Source organism: Tsukamurella sp. 8F (assembly GCF_029167375.1).
Classification (GTDB): Bacteria; Actinomycetota; Actinomycetes; order Mycobacteriales; family Mycobacteriaceae; genus Tsukamurella.
Window position 1 is genome coordinate 20,759 of record NZ_JARFTP010000016.1, and the last position, 18,721, is coordinate 39,479.

The following is an 18,721-nucleotide window of genomic DNA, read 5'->3' on the forward strand; positions in this document are numbered from 1 at the left end:
GCGGACAGCGCGAGCGGGCGACCGTGGCTGTTCCCGTGATCGTGGCTGGTCGGGGCCGCGCGCTGGGGCGCGCGACCGTCACGTGGGATATCTCATGCGGCAACGGGCCGCACACCGCCGTATCGTTGGTCGAGCTCCAGTGACGCAGCCCTAGAATTTGCGCATGCTGAGGTTAGCCTTACCATTCCAACGGTTGACGCTGACCCCTGAACGACTGGAGCCGCCCCGTGAACGAAGACCGACTCGGCCTGTACGACCCCGCTCGGGAGTCGAGCGCGTGCGGCGTCGGCTTCATCACGCGCAAGGACGGCACCCAGCACCACGACGTGATCCTGCGCGGCGAGGAAGCGCTATGCGCGATCCCCCACCGCGGCGGCATGTCCGCCGAGGGTGTGGGCGACGGCGCCGGCGTAAGCGTCGATCTCTCGGTCGAATTCTTCTCCCACCTGGCCGGCCGCGACCTGGAGCGGGGGCGGTTCGGCGTCGCCAACCTGTTCCTCCCGACCGATCCAGGCCAGGGCCTCGCGGCGCGCGAGCTGGTACGCCTGGTCCTGGCCGAGCACGGTTTCGAAGTCCTGGTCGAACGCGACGTGCCCGTCGACCCCACTGCCATCCGCCCCGCAGCCGCCGAGTACCAGCTGCCCATCGTGCAGTGGGTGTTCGCAGCCGCGCCGGACGCCAGCGGGGAGGCGGGTGACCGAACCGCCGTGGACCGCGCCGCGAACGCCGCACTGCTCGACATCGAGCGCGAGGCATACGGGAATCCGGCGCTGTCGGGCCTGTATCCGCTGTCGCTGAGCGCGCGCACGATGGTGCTCAAGGGGCGCCTGAACGCGGGCGAGGTCGTGCGGTACTTCACGGACCTGAGTGATCCGCGGCACTCCGTGGCCACGATGTACTTCCACACGCGGTTCTCCACCAACACCGAACCGCATCCCACGATGGCTCAGCCGTTCCGCATGATGGCGCACAACGGCGAACTCAACACCGACCGCAAGAACCGCCTGTCGGACGACGCGCTGGCCCGCTCGCGGTCGCGCACCATCGTCCGGCCGCCCGGGCAGTCGGACTCCTCTCGCCTGGACCAGACGCTGCAGAGCCGCGTGTTCGACGACGGCCTCGGCCTCGTCGAGGCGGTCGTCTCGCTCATGCCGCCTGCGTGGGAGAACGACGCATCCCTGCCGCAACCGGTGCGCGACATGCTCGAGTTCTTCTCGCTGTACGAGGAGAAGAACGACGGCCCGGCGGCCCTGATCTTCAGCGACGGCGACGTCGTAGGCGCGCGGCTGGACCGCCTCGGCCTACGGCCGCTGCGTAGCGTCGAGACCGACGAGTACCTCGTGGTGGCGTCCGAGGCCGGGCAGGTGGCGTTCCCCGACGATGAGGTCACCCACCGCGGCCGCATCGAGGCCGGCGGCATGCTGTACCTCGACCACCGCACGGGCGACGGCCGCGTCTACCGCACGCGCGAGGCGCTCGAGAAACTCGCGGCACAGCGCGACTACGCGGGCCTCCTGGAATTCGCGCGAGTCCGGCTCGCCGACCTCTCGCCGCCCGAGATCCTGCGTGGCGTCGACACCCTCGGCTACCCGGGCGATCTCACTCTGCACGGCCGATACGTGTCGTACTCCCTGAATCAGGAGAGCTTCCGTTTCCTGCTCGACCCCATGCTCGCCGACGGTTCCGAGCGCATCTCCGCGATGGGCTACGGCAACGCCATCAACGCGCTCTCCGATCAGGAGGGCGGCATGGCCAAATACTTCTCGCAGCGTTTCGCGCAGGTGACCAATCCGCCACTCGACTCCATCCGCGAGGCCGATGCGATGTCGATGCGGGTCGCGTTGGGCGCCAAGACCTCCGACGGATCTCTCGGCAAGTCCGAGGCAGGCGGACTCAGCAAGCAGATCGTGTTGGAGTCCCCCATCCTGGGCCACCTGGACATGATCAAGCTGCGCCGCCAGACGATCACGCCGCTGCGCCACTTCGAACTGCTCTACACGCCCGTACCCGACGATGCCGCCGCCAACGCCGAAGCCGTACTGGCCGCCGTGGATCGGTTGTGCGACGAGGTCGAGGCGTTCGCGCGACGGCAGGGCGGCATCGCGGTCCTCACCGACCGGCCCGTCGCCACCGACGAGGCCCCCGTGCCACTCCTGTTGGCTATCGCCGCGGTGGACCAGAGGCTCATCTCCGCCGGCGTGCGGCTGCGTGTGTCGATCGTCGCGGAGAGCGGCCAGCTGCCGTCGTCACACCACATCGCGTCGGCGCTGGGGTTCGGCGCCTCCGCGGTGTATTCGCTGTCGGCGCGGCTGCGCGCGGAGGAGAAGTACCCCAGCCCCGCGGCGCCCGCGGGCGAGTACACGGACACGGACCGCGCGTTCGACAGGTTCCGCAAAGCCGCCGAGAAGTCGCTCGCCAAGACGATGGGCCGGGTGGGTCTGTGCACCGTCGAGAGCTACATCGGCGGGCAGTTCTTCGAGCCCAACTATCTGGACACTCGGGATCCCGTGCTGGCCAGGTGCTTCCCGCACCTCGACGCGCCCGTCGGCGGCGTCGGCTTCGCACGTATCGCGCAGGCCGCCACCGAGTGGCACGCCCGTGCCGCCACCGTCGAGAACGAGAACCAGATCCCCCTGCTGGGCCTGTTCAAGGAACGATCCGACGGCGCCGGACACTCGTACGGCATCAGTGCCGTACGAGGATTCGCCGGTATGACAGAGGAGCCGACTGCGATAACCCCGGCCACAGCACCCGCCGCCGAGGGCGATGCTCTGCGACTGCTCACGCTGTCGCGGCTGGAGGACTCGTTCGGCATCACGGACGACGCCTACCGGCACAACGGATTCGGTGCCCTCACCGCCGAGCAGATCGACTCGTTCGAGATGACGGCCGGTTACCGCGAGTTCCTCGCCGCCACGACGCTGGAACGGTCACGCCGCCCGTCGGCGCTGCGCGACGTCCTGGTGCCGCCGGCGGATGTCACGATGCTGAGCACCGAGGAGGAGTTCGCCAGAGAGCTGGGCCGGTTCTCGCTCGACGGCAACGGCAGCCTCATGGCTCGCGGCCTGCTCGTGGAGCGACTCTCCGACAACCGATTCCGTGTCCGGCTGACCGAGGCTCCCGAGGATCCCGCGCTCGAGGACGAGGCGTACTCCGGCTTCGCCGCGTTCCTTGAAGCAGCTTTCCCCGGCGAGACGGAGCACTTCCTGGGAGAGGGACTCACGGTGACGGCGCACGGCCGCGCCCGCGGCTACCTGGGACTTCTGGACACCGCGCCACCGTCGCTGCCCCTCGACGAGGTGCAGCCCGCGCACGAGATCACGCGCGCCCTGGCATCCGGGGCGATGAGCCACGGTGCGCTCGTCGCATCCGCACACGAAGCGGTGGCGCACGGCACCAACATGGTCGGCGGCATGTCGAACTGTGGCGAGGGAGGCGAGCACCGGAGCCGCTACGGCACGATCCGCGGCTCGCGCATCAAACAGTTCGCTTCAGGACGCTTCGGGATCTGGGCCGGCTACCTCGCCGACCCCATGCTCGAGGAGCTCGAGATCAAGATCGGCCAGGGTGCCAAGCCCGGCGAGGGCGGGCAGCTGCCCGCGCCCAAGGTCACGGTCGATATAGCGGCCGCGCGCGGCGGTACACCCGGCATCGAGCTGATCTCTCCACCACCGCATCACGACACGTACTCGATCGAGGACCTGGCGCAGCTGATCCACGACTGCAAGGCCGCGCGCGTCCGCGTCATCGTGAAACTGGTGTCGTCCGAGGGCATCGGCACCATCGCCGTCGGCGTCGCAAAGGCCGGCGCCGATGTCATCAACGTGGCCGGCAATACGGGCGGCACGGGTGCGGCGGCGGTGACGTCGCTCAAGTACGCGGGCCGCTCCGCCGAGATCGGCATCGCCGAGGTGCACCAGGCCCTCGTCGCGAACGGCCTGCGGGACAAGGTGATCCTGCGCTGCTCCGGTGCCCACCAGACCGGCGGCGACGTCGTCGTCTCGGCGCTACTGGGCGGAGACAGCTTCGAATTCGGCACCACCGCGTTGATGATGCTCAAGTGCGTCATGGCCAAGAACTGCAACATCAAGTGCCCCGCCGGCCTCACCACCAATCCCGAGGTGTTCGACGGTGATCCGCGCGCGCTGGCGCAGTACCTGATGAATGTCGCACACCACGTACGGCAGATCCTGGCGCGGCTGGGGTTGCGCTCGCTGCGCGACGCACGCGGCCGCACCGACCTGCTTCAGCTGCTCGAACATCCCTCCGCCGTCGGGCATCTGGACGTGCGCGGCATGCTGGCCCGGGTGCCGGGCCGCACCATCGCAGACCCCGTCTACCTCGAGAAGGACTACTCCGTCGACGATGGGCTCCTGGCGCGGGTGCGCGACGAGCTGTTCGTCGCCGGAGCTCCCTCCGTGACGATCTCCGGTGTGGCGCTCTCCAATCCGAACAAGTCGGTCGGCGGACAGCTGTCCATCGACATCGAGCGTCTGTTGAACCATCCCGACGCGGACACGCGCGGCGCGTTCCCCGCCGGCTGCGTGCCGGAGGATCACCCGGCAGTGCTCGCCGACGGGCGTGGCCGGCGGTTCCTCTCCGAGGGTGCCGTGCGCGTCGAATCGCACGGCACGGCCGGACAGTCGTTCGGTGTCTTCACGGGCGACGGAGTCGAGCTGGTGCACACCGGGACCGCCAACGACGGTGTCTCCAAATCCCAGAGCGGCGGGCGCGTGATCGTGCGCTCCCCCGGCGGAGGTGCCACGGGCGCGGGCGGCCGCGCCGTGGTGCCCGGTGGCAACGTCCTGATCGGCAACTTCGCGTTGTTCGGTGCCACTGGTGGCCGAACCTTCGTACAGGGTGAGGCCGGAGACCGCTTCGCCGTGCGTAATTCGGGCGCCACGGCGGTCGTCGAGGGTGTCGGCGAGTACTGCTGCGAATACATGACGGGCGGCGCAGTGCTCAACCTCGGCCGCTACGGCAAGGGCCTGGGCAACGGCATGAGCGGCGGATTCGTGTACCAGTACGACCCGGAACAGCGGCTCGCGCAGACCGCATCCGACGCGCTGCTGGTGCACCCGCTCGTGGGTGAGGACGTGCCGGCGTTCCACGAGGAGGCCGCGCAGACCATGCTGCGCTGGCACGTCGAGGCCTCCGGATCACCGCTGGGCGCAGCGCTTCTCGACGACTGGGCCACCGCTCGCGAACACATCGTGGTAGGCATGCCGCGGGCCATGCTGTTGTACCAGGACGCGGACGCCATCCTCGCGGCCAAGCCCCGCAAGGATCTGCTCGATGAACTGGCCACCGCCGTGGCGGGCCACCGACTGCACGAGTTCAAGACCGCGCTGCGCGACGGGCTCCCGATCGCCGACGGAGTCACACCCGCGCTCGGGGACACCACATCAGACCACGCGTTCGCACTGCTGTCGTCGTTCACGGTGCTGGCGCTGTCCCGCGAGGTAGCCGCCGAGCGCGTGCCGGGAGCCATCGGGCCGAACGACCCCCGTCTTATCGGCATCGCTCAGAATCTGCTGCTCACCGAGGATTTCGCGGTGCGGGCCCGGCTGCTGAAGTACTTGCGGCCGCAGTTGGAGCGGTACGACGATCGCGAGCTCGCCGCACAGATCGCGGCCAAGAGGCTGGAGGACTACACGACCTCGCTCACCGAGCGCAACGTGCTCGGAATCGATGCACCCGGCACCTACGGCTGGATCCTGCACCAGCGCACCAAGAACGCCTCGGTCCTGGACCACCGCGCCATGGACTCCATGCTGGTGGACGCGGCCGTCAAGGATATGGCCCGATTCGTCAAGGCGGTGTCCGCATGACCGCGGTCTTCCCACCCGAGTTGGCGGTCCCGTTCACGAGCGACCAGCAGTCGTGGCTGTCGGGTTTCCTGGCAGGGCTCGCGGCAGCCCAGCGCGACGACGAGAATTCATCCGGGGCAGCTACTCTCACCGCCACGGTGCTGTACGGGACTCAGACGGGCAACAGCGAGGACCTGGCAGACCGACTGCTCACCGCGCTCCGCGCACAGGGACTCGGCGGCACCGTCGCAGCCCTGGACGACGCGACGCCGGACCAACTCGCGGCGTCGTCGCACGTCCTGATCGTCACGTCGACGTACGGCGAGGGCGAGATGCCCGACAACGCCGAACTGTTCTGGGAGGCGTTGTCCTCGGACGGCGCCCCGCGGCTGGAGTCCCTGCGCTTCGCGGTGCTCGCCCTCGGCGACAGCGGCTACGAAGGGTTCTGCCAGGCGGGTCGCCTGCTGGACACGCGGCTCGAGCAGCTGGGCGCCGTCCGGCTGGCGCCTCGCGTGGACTGCGATGTCGATTTCGAGGATCCGGCCTCGGCCTGGATCACCGATGTCACGGAGCGGCTCGCCGCCGAAGCCCCCGAGGTCCCCGGGGTGCCGGGCACCGCGGCGCCGTCGGTCGCGGCCCCGAAACCCAAGCGGGCCAAGTGGAACCGCAAGTCGCCGTATCCGTCCCGGCTGGTGGTGAACCGGCTGCTGTCCGGCGCGGACAGCGCCAAGGAGATCAGGCACTTCGAGCTCGACCTCGGCGACAGCGGCATCGAGTACGCGGCAGGCGACGCGCTCGGCGTGTTGCCTGTCAACTCACCCGCGCTGGTCGACGGGGTTCTGGAGGCGCTCGGCCTCGAGGGCACCGAGGAGGTCGACGGCGGCGCGCTGCGCGAACGGCTCAGCACAGCGCTCGAGATCTCGACGCCGGCTAAGGACCTGTTGCACGCCATCGCCGAACGCGATCCGGCATCGAATCTCGCGGCCGTGCTGGCGCGCGGTGAGCGCGAGCCCCTGGACCACTGGCTGTACGGGCGGGACGTGCTGGACCTGCTCCAGGCGAGCCCCGGGTGCGGTTTCACGGCAGCCGAATTCACCGGATTGTTGCGCCCCCTACAGCCCCGCGCATACTCGATCTCGTCGTCGCCGCTCGCCAGCCCCGACCGCATCCACCTGACGGTGGCGGCGGTCCGGCACGGCGAGCCACGTGAGCACGGAGGCGTCGCCTCGACCTTCCTCGCCGACCGCGCATCGGAGGCCACGGAGGTCGGGATCTTCCTGCAGCCCAACGCCTCCTTCCGCGTGCCCGCCGACGACGACCGGCCCATGATCATGGTCGGGCCGGGCACCGGTATCGCGCCGTTCCGGGCCTTCCTGCACGAACGCGCCGGCCGCGGCGCGACGGGTAGGAACTGGCTGTTCTTCGGCGATCAGCATCGCGCAAGCGACTTCATCTACTCCGACGAGCTCACCGAGTTCGCCGATCGCGGTCTGCTGCACCGCATGGACCTCGCGTTCTCGCGGGACCAGACCGAGAAGGTGTACGTGCAGACCAAGATGGAGGAGCACGGCGCCGAGCTCTACGCGTGGCTCGAGGACGGCGGGCACTTCTACGTGTGCGGCGACGCATCGCGCATGGCGAAGGACGTCGACGACGCGCTGCGCCGGATCGTCGCGGACGCGCGCGGGCGCGGGTCCGACGACGCCGACGAGTACGTCGCAACGCTCAAGCGCGAGAAACGATACGTGAGGGACGTGTACTAGAGATGATGCCCGACCACCCCACGCCGGAGCCCGACGAGACCGGGCGCGTGCCCGACTGCTCCACCTGCGGCCGCCACCCCTCCGCATGCCGACGGCTACAGGCTGCCGCCCGGGCCGGCGACCGCGTGCTCGACGCCCTCGCGGCCGATGTCGCAGGCTCGTTCACCCTGCTGACCTCCACCGTGGCGGTGACGGAGTCGATGGTCGCGACCCTGGTGCATGACGGCGAGTACCGCGCACCGTCGTTGCGGGGCGGGGCACTTCAGGTGACGCCCGGGCGCGTGGCGCTGCGAATCGCACCCGAGCGTGTCGTCGGCGCCGTCCTCGCAGACAACCCCGACGAGCACCTCGAGGCCACCATGATCGCCCTGCTCGACGACCGCGGCGCGCCGGTACACCGGACGTGGGTGCGCGACGGGGCCGACCGGCTCATCGTCGAATCGTTCGACCACCGCGACGCCTGGGGCACCTCGGGCGCGGAGGCGGCAGGGCTCTTATCGACCATGCCCACCCCGCCCGAGCCCGCGCCCTGGCGCGACGGCGACCTGCCTGCCCAGATCGACGCGATCCTCGCCGACGACGGCAAGGACCGTTACCACGAACTGGTGGCTTCCGACGAGTTGCACGCCATACCTGTCGACCTACTGCCGCAGGTATTCGAGTTCCTATGTGGCTCGGCCACTCCCGTCGGCGTGGCGGTATTCCACGGCGGCGTCGCGCAGGTCTGCGCCGGGCCGCTGCACACCGCGTTGCGCGAGGGCGACCAGCTGCTCGCCGGGTACGCGGACGCCGCTCTGGAGATCGACCTGGCGCTCGTCGACGGCTGCGGGCTGGTACGTAGCCACGGCGTACACGGGCCCACGACATCTATCGAGCTGTATGACGCCGCGGGCCGGTGTGCTGCGCTGCTCACCCAGTTCGGCCTCGTCGACGCGGGCGTGCACGCCGACTGGGAGGCCATGTGCACCTCCCTCCGCACCGCCGCCCGCTGAGCGGAGCACCGTTACACGACCTCGGCTCCCGCATGGCGGTTTCGCACGCTAGGAGACGAACATCACGTTGTATTCGCTAGCCGAACAGATAGGTTATCTGGCGGCGTCTATCAGTAGAGGTTCTGCGCGCCCGAGCACGTTGAAGGAGGCGCGCGTTGGAGTTCGAGGATGTCCCCGGCTTCAGGTTCGACCAACAGACCCTCCGCCGGCGCGGCCTGGTGGGCGTAGCGGTCATTCTGCTGATCGGCCTCGCCGTATACGGCTACCAGACGATCAAGCCCACCCACCAGTCGGCTCTGACGCTGCTCAGCCCGTCCGTCGCGGCGGGGATAGTGCCGGGTTCACCGGTGAAGTCGCTGGGCATCCAGATCGGCACCGTCGACTCGGTGGAATCGCTCGGAGGCGGCCGCCAGGCCGTGCGCCTGTCCGTCGAGGAGACACGGCTGCCGCGGCTCACCGACGACGTCGGTGTCGACTACTCGGCGGGGAACCTGTTCGGCGTGACCGAGGTGGAGCTGACCCCGCACTCCGGCGGCAGTCCGCTTCGCGACGGCGCGATGATCACGCCGCGCGTCACCGACAATTCGGTGGCCAACATGATCACGACGCTCGGCGACATCAACAGCGACGCGATCCGCCCGCACGCCGGCGCGATCCTGGAGAACGTCGACGCCACGACTCAGTCGCTCATGTCGTGGCTCACCACCATCGGATCGCTCGCACAACAGGTTCACGACACCCAGAAGCTGCCGACGTCCAAGACCTTTCCGCAGGTCACCGCGACGCTCACCGCGGCGGGCGCCGGCACCAAGGCGATCCTGAGCGCCGTAGAGGACCAGGCGGCGATCACGTGGACCCGCGACAAGACGCGCACGGACCTCGTGTACCGGACAGAGCATTCGATCACCGATCGCCAGGACGGTGTCATCGCAGCTGCCGAACGGATCCTCAACCCGAGATCGGTAGCGGGACTGCGCGATGCGTCCCCCGCGCTGACCGCGCTACTCGACCCCGTTCTGAAGATGTTCCCGAACGGCGCAGGGTCCGCCGGCATCTCGATCCACCAGCTGATCGAGAACATCCGCGCGGCGATGCCGAACGTCGGTGCCGGGCCGGTACTCAACGTATCGGTGCGCTTCGATCAACCAGACACCCGGTCGCAGGGCCTGCCGATCGCCGGCGCGAGACCGCAGGCGCAGCCGGGGCGCTAGAAGCCGTGCCGCTCCACACGGTGCACTCGCCAGCGCTCCAGCATGTCGGGCAGCTCGCCCATGATGAACGCGATGAAGTCGCGCATCACCTCGACCCGCTGTGCCGCAGGGCCGCCGTCGGGTAGCTCGTCCAGTCCGTCGGAGATGACAGCCAGCCACCGCTCGAGGATCTCGTTGCGCGAGGCCAGGGACTCGTACCAGACATCGTCCGCGAGCTCGATGATGCTGTGCCGGCTACCCGGCACGTGCCGCCGACGGACCATTCCCGCCTGCAGCAGGTACCCGACCGCCCCCGAAACAGCCCCCGCCGAGACCTGCAGTTGCTCGCCGATCTGCCCCGGCGTCAGCTCGGCCTCAGGGGATGCCATCACGGCCGAGAACACCCGCGCCGCCATGCGCTGCATACCCGCGTCCACGAGCGCCGCGGCCATACTCTCCACGAAGATCGGCGCGTCCATGCCCGACAGGGTAACGTAATTCAGATACTTCACAAAGTTATGAAATGGGGTTACCGTCGACCGCATGACCAATGAAGTCGTCCTTGCCGAAGGTCTCACCAAGAGCTTCGGCAAGGTACACGCACTCACGGGCTTGGACCTGCACGTGACGCCTGGAGAGGTGCACGCCTTCCTGGGGCCGAACGGCGCAGGCAAGTCCACCACCATCCGCATCCTGCTCGGCATGCTCCGCAAGACGTCCGGGACCGTCCGTCTGCTCGGCGGCGACCCGTGGAGCGACGCGCCGGGACTACACCGCCGAGTAGCCTACGTTCCCGGCGACGTGACCCTGTGGCCCAACCTCTCCGGCGGCGAGACCATCGACCTCATGTGCCGCCTGCGTAACCCCGACGCTGTGGGCGACGCATACCGCGAACGGCGCGCAGAGTTGCTCGAGCGCTTCGCCCTCGACCCGGCCAAGAAGTGCCGCACGTACAGCAAGGGCAACCGCCAGAAGGTGGCCCTGGTAGCAGCGTTCGCAGCCCCGGCAGAGCTGCTCATCCTCGATGAACCGACGTCGGGCCTGGACCCACTCATGGAGGAGGTGTTCACGCAGTGCCTGCGCGAGGAGAAGGTGCGCGGGACGTCGATCCTGCTCTCCAGCCATATCCTGTCCGAGGTGGAGGCGGTGGCCGACACGGTGACCATCATCAAGGACGGCCGAACCGTCGAGTCCGGTTCCCTCGCAGGGATGCAGCACCTCTCGGGGACGCGCGTCGAGGCGACGCTCACACGTCCCGTGGACCTGGCCGGCCGGCCCGGCATCACCGACCTCGCCGCAAACGGTGACGACGTGTCGCTCACCGTCGACGGAGCACACCTCGCCGAGGTGCTCGGCCTCCTGGCCGCCGCCGGGCCGACGTCGCTGACCAGTCGCCCGCCCACGCTCGAGGAGTTGTTCCTCAAACACTACGAGCAGCAGGCCCCCGCGGGGGCACGACGATGACCGGCTCACCGGTCGCGGGCCTCGCCCCGAGCCTCAAGCTGATCCTGCGGCGGGACCGGATCCTGCTGCCGGTCTGGTTCTATATCTTCGTCGCGATGCCGATATCGTCGATCGTGTCGGCCAAAGGGCTCTACGGAACACACGAACTGCTACGTAGCGCAGCCGATTCCGCTAATGGGAACCCCTCACTCGTTGCGATGTTCGGTCCGATCTACGCGCCCGAGCCGGGTGCCGTCGCCATGGTCAAGATGACGGTGATGATGGGCGCGTGCCTGGCCCTGCTCACCGGCCTGCTGGTCATCCGGCACACACGCGCCGACGAGGAATCCGGTCGGCGCGAGTTGCTCGGCGCCGCAGCGATATCCCGGATCGCGGCACCCGTCGGGGCCATGATCGAGGCCACCGCACTGTCGGTCGCGATCGGCGTAGTGACCGCGATCGGCACGGCCGCCCTCGGGGCGCCGGTCGGCGGTGCGGTGACGTTCGGCACCGTATGGGCGCTGACCGGGATCGTCTTCGCCGCAGCGGCTCTCGTGTGCGCACAGCTCGCCGAAGGCGCCCGCGCCGCCCGCGGCCTGTTCGCCGCGGTACTCGCTGTCGCCTATCTGCTGCGTGCGCTCGGCGACCTACAGGGCGGGAACGTGAATCCTGCCGCGTGGAGCTGGGTCTCGCCCCTGGGCTGGGCGCAGCAGATGCGCCCCTACGCCGGGGACCGCTGGTGGCCGGCGGCCCTGCTCGTGGTCGGGGCCGTCGTCCTCGCCGCGATCGGGCTATGGATCGCCGAGCGCCGCGACCTGGGCGCGGGTGTCATCGCCGTCGGTGGCGGGAGAGCCACGGCCGCAGCGTCATTGCGTTCGGCACCCGCGCTGGCCTGGCGCCTGCACCGGTCCGCGATCGGCATGTGGACCGTCGCGTTCCTCGCGGTCGGTATCGCATTCGGCGGCATGGCCTCCGCGGTCGAGGGCCTCCTCGACTCGCAGAACGCGGCCGATATGGTCCGGCGGCTCGGCGGCGGTGCCGCCGACATCGTCGACTCCTTCTTCGGTGCCGAGTTCTCGATCATGGGCATGGTGGCCGCGGTACTCGCCATCTCCCTGGCGATCGGGCCCGCAGCGGAGGAGCGTGCCGGCCGCGCAGAGTACCTACTCGCGGCGCCGGTGCGCCGCACGACGTGGTTCGCCGCGCAGCTGGTGATCGCGCTCGCCGGGTCGGCGTCGGTCATGCTCGCGGCAGGCATCGGGGCGTCGCTGGTCGCGAGCCGCGAACTCGTCCCCGCGGCGCTGGGCGTGCTCCCGGCGGTGTGGATCCTGACCGCCGTCGGCGCCCTCGCCGGCGCGCTCTCGAGCAGGTGGACGGCGGTGGCGTGGGTCGCCCTCACGCTGTGCGTGCTGGTACTCGTGGGCGACGTACTGCGGCTGCCCGCGGCCGTGAACCGGCTGTCCCCGTTCACGCATGTAGTGACCCAGCCGGGCACGAGCATCGCGACGACCGGCGCCGTCGTACTCGTCCTGCTCGCCGGCGCAGGCCTGGTCGGGTCGGTCGCCGTGGTGTCCCGTAGGGACCTCGCCTCCTGACCCCGCCGGAGGACGGCGACCGAGCCGCGCCACCGCGCCCGTGCGCGTAGCTTTCTCTCATGGGGTGGATCGGGCGGCGGGCGGCCGGCGCGGTATCGGTCGCACTCCGGGCGTGCCCTGCGGTCGGCGGGAGCGCCCCCGGCAGGTACTACGACGACCCGCGCCAGGTCGAGGTCCTGACGGCCGCCGAGCGCGGCGACCTCGACGGCGTGCGGCGGCTCGCGGCGGCCGGCGTCGATCTGGGCGGGGTGTCCAATACCCACGATTCCCGGCGCTCGGAGCTTCCCCTTCTCCTCTTCGCCGTCGAGTTCACAGGGCCGAAGGCCGTCACGACGATGCTGCGCGCCGGCGCCGACCCGCTGCAGCAGAGCGAAGGCGGGTACAACGCTGCCGCGTACGCGATCCTCCGTGAGAAGCCGCGGTCGCTGCGCGCACTGCTCGATTTCGACCCGGAACTGGTCGAGTCGCCGGACCGACTCGGCGGCAACGTCCTCCATACGGCCGTCCTGCACGGGAACCGGCAGGCGATCGACCTGCTGCTCGGCCGAGGCGTCGACGTGAACACCCGCGCGACCGTCAGCCGGGAGACGCCGCTGTTCGGCGCGGCGACTCTCCGCCGGATCGACATCTGTATGACGCTCCTGCGTGCCGGTGCCGACGCGAGCCTGCGCGATGTGCACGGCGGTACATTCCTCCACCCGCTGTTCGTCAACGACGACGGGATCCTCACCGCCGACTTCACACGGCGGCGGTCCAGGCTCGTGAACGAGCTGCGCCGCCGCGGGTTCCCGGTGGAGACCGGCCGGTGATCACACCGGAGTCGGACCGTGTCCTGAAATGACTACTGACCGCAGCGACGGGGGTCTGCTGCGGTCAGTGCATCATCAGAATAACAGCTCTATTACAACATTCAACTCAACGGGTCACGGTTTTTTCTCAGCTGGATCTCGGTCATTCCGCAGGGCGGCTCTCAGGCCTGGGCGACAGCGGTTCAGAAGCTCGCGGCCGGCGGGATAGATCCCCAGCCGCTCGGGCAGCACGCCGGGCCTCCCCGACTCGACGACGGCGACCACTGCTCCGTCGGGCCCGGAACCCCCGGGCGGGATATCCAGGCGCCGAAGCACCTGCCGCGCAACCGGTTCCGGAGAGTCGAAGACGGCCGGGCGGCGCCCGGTGCGCTCGGTGAGGGCCGCGACGATGCGGTCGGCCACCAACCCGTAGTGGGTGCAGCCGAGCACCACCGACTCGATGTCGACGGGCGTCGCGAGCGCGGCCCGCGCGATCGCGGCGTCGACCAGCCCGGGGTCGCCCGAGTCGATGGCCTCGGCGAGTCCGTAGCAGGCGATGCGGTGCGCACGGTCCGGAGAGGCGAACCGCGAGATGAGGCCGGTCTGATAGTCACTGACGGTAGCGGCAGCGGTAGCCCACACCGCGAACGGGCGGCCCGTCGCTCCCGCCGGGCGGATCGCCGGCACCACACCGACGATGGGGGTGTCCGGCTCGAACCGCGCGCGCGCCGACTCCAGCGCATACATCGAGCCGGTGTTGCAGGCGATGACGATCGCGTCTGGGTCGTGCCTGGCGCATGCGGAGGCGACGCTGACGATGCGCTCGGCGATCTGCGCCGGTTCGAGTAGCCCATAGGGCATGAAGTCCGGGTCGCGCGCGAGGATCAGCTCGACATCCGGCCGGATCCGCGTGAGCGCATACGCGTAGTCGACCATCCCGAAGCCAGAATCGATCACCGCCACACGCACGGTGTCGATATTAACGCCGCACGCCTGACGCCCCGCCCCGGCCGCGCGGCCCTAGCGCCGGGTAGCGCCCACGACGGCGTCCAGCAGACCCGGGTATGCCGATTCGACATCGTCCCGACGGAGGACCTGGTGGATCGCTCCGGCCACCGTCTCCCGGCGCGTGATTCCGGCGGTCCGCAAGATCTTGAAGTGATGACTCGCAGTCGCCTTCGTGACGCCCTCGTAGAGGTCGCAGCACGCGACGGGTACCTCGCCGCCGACGGCCGCGAGCCGGCGCACCATCTCGAGCCGGACGGGATCCGCTAGGGCCGCCAGCACGGTCTGGATGGGGGCCACGGAGTCGGCCTCGGCGGGTGTGGTCATCGTCTTCCTCGGGTTTGATGTTCGTCGAACCGCAGCGTACTGTCAGGGTTCGATCAACATCTAACCTACTCCGAGGACGCTATGAGCACCAGCGAGACCACGGCCGCCGACGGCACCTCCCTGCCCGGCGCGCACCCGCAGCGCTGGGCGTACGGCCTGCTGCTCGTCCTGCTCGGCCTCGCGCTGGGCGTATCGGCGCTCCCCTCCCCGCTCTACCCGATATACCAGGCCGAATGGGGGCTGACGCCGCTCACGACCACCGTCGTGTTCGCGGTCTACGCGATCGGTGCGCTCGGTGCCGCGCTCACCGTCGGACCTGTTTCCGACGCCGTCGGCCGCAAGCCCGTGCTGATCGCCGCGGTCCTGGCGATCACCGTCGGGATGGCGGTGTTCCTGGGTGCGACCACAGAGTGGCAGCTCCTGATCGCCCGCTTCCTGCACGGCGCGGCGATCGGCTCCATCACCGTGGTCGCCGGGGCCGCTCTGCTGGACGTTCGACCGCACGACGGTCCCGCCAACGGCATGCGCGCCGGCGTTGCACTCAACGTCGGCATCGCCGTCACGGTGCTGGGCGCTGCGGCGGCGGCGCAGTGGGCGCCCGCGCCGCTGCGCACACCGTTCGCCGCCGTCGAGCTGGTGGTGCTGGCGATCCTGGCGGCCGTGCTGGTCCTGGTCGAGCCGCACACCGGGCGCACCGGCGGCCGCGTGCGGTTCCGACCGCCGACGGTCCCCCGCGTCATCAGCCGCGACTTCTGGTTCTCCGGTATCGGCATCCTCGCGGCATGGTCGGTACTCGGCGTGTTCCTGAGCCTGTACCCCGCGCTCGCCGAGCACGCGACCGGCGTCGACTCGGCGATGTTCACGGGCGCGGTCGTCGCCACCATGGCCGGCTCAGCCGCGCTGGCGCAGTGGATCGGCGGCCGGTACTCACCGTTGCCCACCGCGATCGTCGGTGACGCAGGGATGATCGTCAGCCTCGCCCTCGCGGTCGTGGCCGTGCACGTGGGGTCGGCCGCATTCGTGATCGCCGACGCCGCACTGCTCGGGGTGACCTTCGGGCTCGCGTTCGGCGGATCCCTGCGGCACCTGACCTCTGTGGCGCCCGACGACGCGCGCGGTCAGGTGATGAGCGCCTTCTACCTGCTCGGATACCTCGCCATGGGCATCCCCACGGTGATCGCCGGTTACCTGTCGACGACGTTCTCCACCGCCGCGGTCTTCCCCTGGTTCGCCGCCGCCGTAGGCATCGGCTGCCTGGTCGCCGGGCTGCTCGGCGCGCGCAGCCTGACGCGCACGGGCGCAGACTCCGCGTCTCGGCCGCGTTAGGTCCGCTGTCCTGTGACGCAGGCCGACGGACGTGCGACGACAGCGTCCGATTCGTTCATGACCCCGGGCCGTGTCAGCGCCTAGCGTCGAGCCCATGCCCACACCACGACTCAACGCCATCGGGATCGTCGCAGACGATCTGCCCGCCAGCCTCGCCTTCTATCGGTCCTGCGGCCTCGACATCCCCGCCGAGGCCGACGCCGCACCCCACGTCGACGTCGCCCTGCCCGGTGGTGTGCGCCTGATGTTCGACGCGCTCACCACGGTGCACTCGTTCGACCCCGGCTGGACCCGTGCCGCGGGAGGCTCGTCACCCTTCGCGCTCGCCTTCGACTGCGGCGCACCCCGGGATGTCGACGCGGTCGTGGCGGCTCTCGCGCGAGCGGGCCACCGCGTGCTGCACGAGCCGTGGGACGCGTTCTGGGGCCATCGCTACGCAAGCGTCCTCGACCCCGACGGCAATCAGGTCGACTTCTACGCGCCGCTCTCCTGATCGGGCCCCGCCGGCGGCGCGGCCGCGGGCCGGAAGTCCGCCGGCGACCGTCCCGTCAGCCGCCGGATGTCGCGATACATATGCGAGTAGTCGGCGTAGCCCACGCACGCGGCGGTGTCACTGAGCTCGGTACCCGCGCGCAGCTCGTCGAGCGCGCGGGTGGCGCGGAGCACGACCGCGAGCCGCTTGGGCCCGTAGCCGAAGACGCCGGTGGCACGGCGATGCAACTGGCGTTCGCCGAGGCCGAGGGTGGCCGCGATCCGCTCGGCCGGTACGCCCGCGACGAGTGCGCGCACCGTGGGCGCCACCCACGCGGGCGGCGCCACCTCGCCCGCCGCCGCGGCAACGGCATCATCGAGGGCGGCGCCGGCGAGGACCGATTCACGGACCGCGCGCGCCAGCTCGGGCCGTACATCGGCAAGCGGCACACGCTGATCGGTCAGTTCGCGCGCAGAGACCTGGAGTACCCCGGGTAGGACGCCCGGGTCGAACCGGATCCCGCGCACCACGTCGTCCCCGCCGACGGTCACAGAATGTGGCCGAGTATCGGGGCCCGCGAGCAGCACCGCGTCGCCGTCCCAGATGAGATCCATGCACCCGTCCGGGATGACGCCGACCGGGACTCCCACGACCCGCCGCTCCCAGCAGGTCGCCGGCAGCACCGCGGACGGAACATCGGTCACGCCCGCAGATTACGCGTCCGGTTCTCGACCGGTAGGGCGCTCGCTCAGTTCTCGACCGGGAGCGCGCTCCCGGCGACCCACGTCGACCATGGCACCGACCAGTCGCCGTTCTGGTACAGCTGCAGCGGCGCGCCGCCGGTGTTGCGTACCTCGACGATGTCGCCGGGCACGCTTATCCCGTAGAACCACTGTGCGTTGGCGGGACTCAGATTGAGGCACCCGTGCGAGGTGTCCGTGTTGCCCTGCGCCCACACGGTCGACTCGAGGGCGTGCAGGTAGATCCCGTCGTTACTGATGCGGGTGGCCCAGTTGATCGCCTCCTTGTACCCGAGGCGCGAATTGATAGGTAGTCCGTAGGTCGAGGAATCCATGATCACGGGGTTCGCCTTGTCGAGAACCGTGTAGATACCGCGCTGCGTCCAGAAGGTCAGTGTCTGGCCGTTGACGGTCTCGGTGCCGCCGCGGCCCATCGACGTCGGCATGGTGCGCACCAGTGCCCCGTTGACGTACACCTGCACCTGCTTGGTGTTGTCGTCGGCGATCGAGACGTGCGATTCGCCGATGCGGAACGAGATCGACTGGTCCTCCTGCCCCCACAGGCCGGGGCTGACCTCCTTGCCGAACACCTTCGCGGTGATGCTGATCTGCGTGCCCGGTCGGTAGTACTCCTGCGGCCGCCAGTGCATAGTCGAATCGCTGGCCCAGTACCAGGCGCCGGTCACATGCGGCGTGGTCTCGACTGTGACGAGCTTCTGCGCCGCGGCGCGGTCCGAGATCGACTCGTCCCAGTGCAGTACGACGACCTGCCCGACGCCGTACGTCGCGCCGTCGTTGAGCGAGTTGCCGGATGTGTTCTCGAAGTACGGCAACGTCATATTGGGCGGCTTGACCGTGGTGAACGTGGCGGTCTTGGTGCGGTCCTTGCCCAGGGTCTGGTACTTCACCGTCGCCGTGTACTGCGTGGAGTACTTGAGCGGGCCGTTGGACTTCCACGACAGCCGGTCCGACGAGATCTCACCCTCGAGCGGTGCGCCCTGCGGGTCCGCCACCGTGACGGTGTCGAACGTAGCCTTCGCGATGCCGATCGAGATCGACGAGAGCGGATTGATCTCCACGGCCGCGTCGGCGGGCTTGAACGTGACGACTGCCGGGTCCGGCGGCTCGGTCGTGGTCGTCGCCGGACTACCGGACCTACCTGCCTTCTCGGAGCCCCCGATCGTGCAGGCCGTGAGCGGGATCGCGGCGGCTATGCCGAGCAAGACGCTGCGGCGGTGCACCCTCTGTGCCATGTACCTCTCGTTCCATC

14 protein-coding genes are annotated in these 18,721 nt (G+C 69.7%); 9 read left to right on the forward strand and 5 right to left on the reverse strand.

Translation table 11 applies throughout. The features are described 5' to 3' along the window. Positions 1-227 precede the first annotated feature (227 nt). The 4 genes from P0W64_RS13635 (at position 228) to P0W64_RS13650 (ending at position 9,776) form a co-directional block, all read left to right on the forward strand. Positions 228-5,831, forward strand: coding sequence for a glutamate synthase-related protein (locus P0W64_RS13635; protein ID WP_275480670.1), 5,604 nt, complete (start codon positions 228-230; stop codon positions 5,829-5,831). Continuing rightward, entirely contained in the window at positions 5,828-7,573 is a 1,746-nt protein-coding gene (locus P0W64_RS13640) for a sulfite reductase subunit alpha (RefSeq protein WP_275480671.1), read from the forward strand. The genes P0W64_RS13635 and P0W64_RS13640 overlap by 4 nt, the downstream gene beginning before the upstream one ends. A 5-nt stretch (positions 7,574-7,578) precedes the next feature. Further along, entirely contained in the window at positions 7,579-8,565 is a 987-nt protein-coding gene (locus tag P0W64_RS13645; protein WP_275480672.1) for a hypothetical protein, read from the forward strand. A 155-nt stretch (positions 8,566-8,720) separates the two neighbouring features. Next, positions 8,721-9,776, forward strand: coding sequence for an MlaD family protein (locus P0W64_RS13650; protein WP_275480673.1), 1,056 nt, complete (start codon positions 8,721-8,723; stop codon positions 9,774-9,776). Here the strand turns inward: P0W64_RS13650 and P0W64_RS13655 are convergent. Beyond that, positions 9,773-10,234 carry a MarR family transcriptional regulator gene (locus P0W64_RS13655; RefSeq protein ID WP_275480674.1) on the reverse strand — a complete coding sequence of 154 codons (462 nt, stop codon included), beginning with the start codon at positions 10,232-10,234 and terminating at the stop codon, positions 9,773-9,775. The genes P0W64_RS13650 and P0W64_RS13655 overlap by 4 nt on opposite strands. Before the next feature lie 64 nt (positions 10,235-10,298). Between P0W64_RS13655 and P0W64_RS13660 the strand changes: the two genes are divergently transcribed. From P0W64_RS13660 to P0W64_RS13670, 3 genes are read left to right on the forward strand one after another with little or no spacing between them, the layout of a single operon-like run. Continuing rightward, entirely contained in the window at positions 10,299-11,219 is a 921-nt protein-coding gene (locus P0W64_RS13660; protein ID WP_275480675.1) for an ABC transporter ATP-binding protein, read from the forward strand. Then, positions 11,216-12,793, forward strand: a complete 1,578-nt coding sequence (locus P0W64_RS13665) for a hypothetical protein (protein ID WP_275480676.1) — start codon at positions 11,216-11,218, stop codon at positions 12,791-12,793. Before P0W64_RS13660 ends, P0W64_RS13665 begins: the two co-directional genes overlap by 4 nt. Before the next feature lie 59 nt (positions 12,794-12,852). After that, entirely contained in the window at positions 12,853-13,602 is a 750-nt protein-coding gene (locus P0W64_RS13670; protein WP_275480677.1) for an ankyrin repeat domain-containing protein, read from the forward strand. Positions 13,603-13,716: 114 nt separating this feature from the next. On the opposite strand, the gene P0W64_RS13675 is transcribed toward P0W64_RS13670, so the two are convergent. Continuing rightward, complete coding sequence (locus P0W64_RS13675) at positions 13,717-14,550, reverse strand: aspartate/glutamate racemase family protein (protein WP_275480678.1); 834 nt, start codon at positions 14,548-14,550, stop codon at positions 13,717-13,719. Between the two features lie 51 nt (positions 14,551-14,601). Continuing rightward, the gene (locus P0W64_RS13680; RefSeq protein ID WP_275480679.1) at positions 14,602-14,913 is read right to left on the reverse strand and encodes a helix-turn-helix domain-containing protein; all 312 of its coding nucleotides are present in this window, start codon (positions 14,911-14,913) and stop codon (positions 14,602-14,604) included. 81 nt (positions 14,914-14,994) lie between these two features. Between P0W64_RS13680 and P0W64_RS13685 the strand changes: the two genes are divergently transcribed. Continuing rightward, entirely contained in the window at positions 14,995-16,239 is a 1,245-nt protein-coding gene (locus tag P0W64_RS13685; protein ID WP_275480680.1) for an MFS transporter, read from the forward strand. A gap of 94 nt (positions 16,240-16,333) precedes the next feature. After that, complete coding sequence (locus P0W64_RS13690; protein WP_275480681.1) at positions 16,334-16,732, forward strand: VOC family protein; 399 nt, start codon at positions 16,334-16,336, stop codon at positions 16,730-16,732. Here the strand turns inward: P0W64_RS13690 and P0W64_RS13695 are convergent. Then, positions 16,714-17,415, reverse strand: a complete 702-nt coding sequence (locus P0W64_RS13695) for a helix-turn-helix domain-containing protein (protein ID WP_275480682.1) — start codon at positions 17,413-17,415, stop codon at positions 16,714-16,716. The genes P0W64_RS13690 and P0W64_RS13695 overlap by 19 nt on opposite strands. A gap of 44 nt (positions 17,416-17,459) precedes the next feature. Then, the gene (locus P0W64_RS13700; protein WP_275480683.1) at positions 17,460-18,704 is read right to left on the reverse strand and encodes an Ig-like domain-containing protein; all 1,245 of its coding nucleotides are present in this window, start codon (positions 18,702-18,704) and stop codon (positions 17,460-17,462) included. Between the last annotated feature and the right edge of the window lie 17 nt (positions 18,705-18,721).